The sequence below is a fragment of the Mycobacterium sp. E3198 genome (assembly GCF_001667015.1).
In the GTDB taxonomy this organism is placed as follows: domain Bacteria; phylum Actinomycetota; class Actinomycetes; order Mycobacteriales; family Mycobacteriaceae; genus Mycobacterium.
In genome coordinates, this window is sequence record NZ_LZIS01000151.1 from 1 (window position 1) to 886 (window position 886).

Here is an 886-nt window from a genome sequence, read left to right on the forward strand (position 1 = left end):
GCCAGCGGCCGGTGGCGCCGGAGATCCCCGACCGCGAGCCGGACGCACGGATCCCGCTGCCCACCCGCGAGGATCAGGCGCTGATCTATCGGCTCTCCGGTGACCGCAACCCGCTGCACAGCGATCCGTGGTTCGCCCGCGAGCTGGCCGGGTTCCCCAAGCCGATCCTGCACGGGTTGTGCAGCTACGGGGTGGCGGGCCGGGCGCTGGTCGGCGAGCTGGGCAAGGGCGTGGCCGCCAACGTCACCTCGATCGACGCGCGGTTCAGCTCGCCGGTGTTCCCCGGCGAGACGCTGACCACGCTGATCTGGCGGACCGAGCCGGGCAAGGCGGTGTTCCGCACCGAGGCGTCGGGCGCCGAAGGGTCCGGCCCGAGGGTGGTGCTCGACGACGGCGCGGCGGAGTACGCGGGCTAGCTAGCGCCTAGGTGCCGTTGGTACCCGGGGTGCCGAACAGCGAGCCGCGCTTGCCACCCGCCCCGCCGGTCCCGACGGTGCCGGGAGCGGAGGGGCCGGTGCCCGCGGCCCCGCCGTCGCCACCGTTGCCGCCGTTGCCGATGGTCTGGGCGCCGCCGCCGGCGCCGCCGGCGCCGCCATTGCCGCCGTCGCGCGTGGCGTTGGCGGCGGTGCCGGTGTTGTTCCCGCCCGCCCCGCCGGTTCCGCCGCCACCGCCGTTGCCGTACAGGTAGCCGCCGGTGCCGCCGGCCCCGCCGCCGCCGCCGTTACCGCCGTTGGTGGCGGTGGTCCCGCTGCTGGGCCCGTTGGTGGTTCCGCCGGCCCCCCCTACGCCGCCGGCCCCGCCTGCGCCGATCAGCCCGGCATTGCCGCCGTTCCCGCCCGTCCCGGCGAGCCCGCCGTTGCCGATCTGGTGGGCGCTCTGGTTCGCA

The 886-nt window shown here is 76.9% G+C and carries 1 protein-coding gene and 1 pseudogene; one reads left to right on the forward strand and one right to left on the reverse strand.

What is annotated here, in order from left to right:
- On the forward strand, positions 1-416 hold a 416-nt coding region (locus tag A5673_RS16650; protein WP_197518403.1), incomplete at its 5' end, for a MaoC family dehydratase.
- 7 nt (positions 417-423) lie between these two features.
- Here the strand turns inward: A5673_RS16650 and A5673_RS29610 are convergent.
- Positions 424-886 (reverse strand): annotated as a pseudogene (locus A5673_RS29610) (hypothetical protein); the annotation flags it as partial.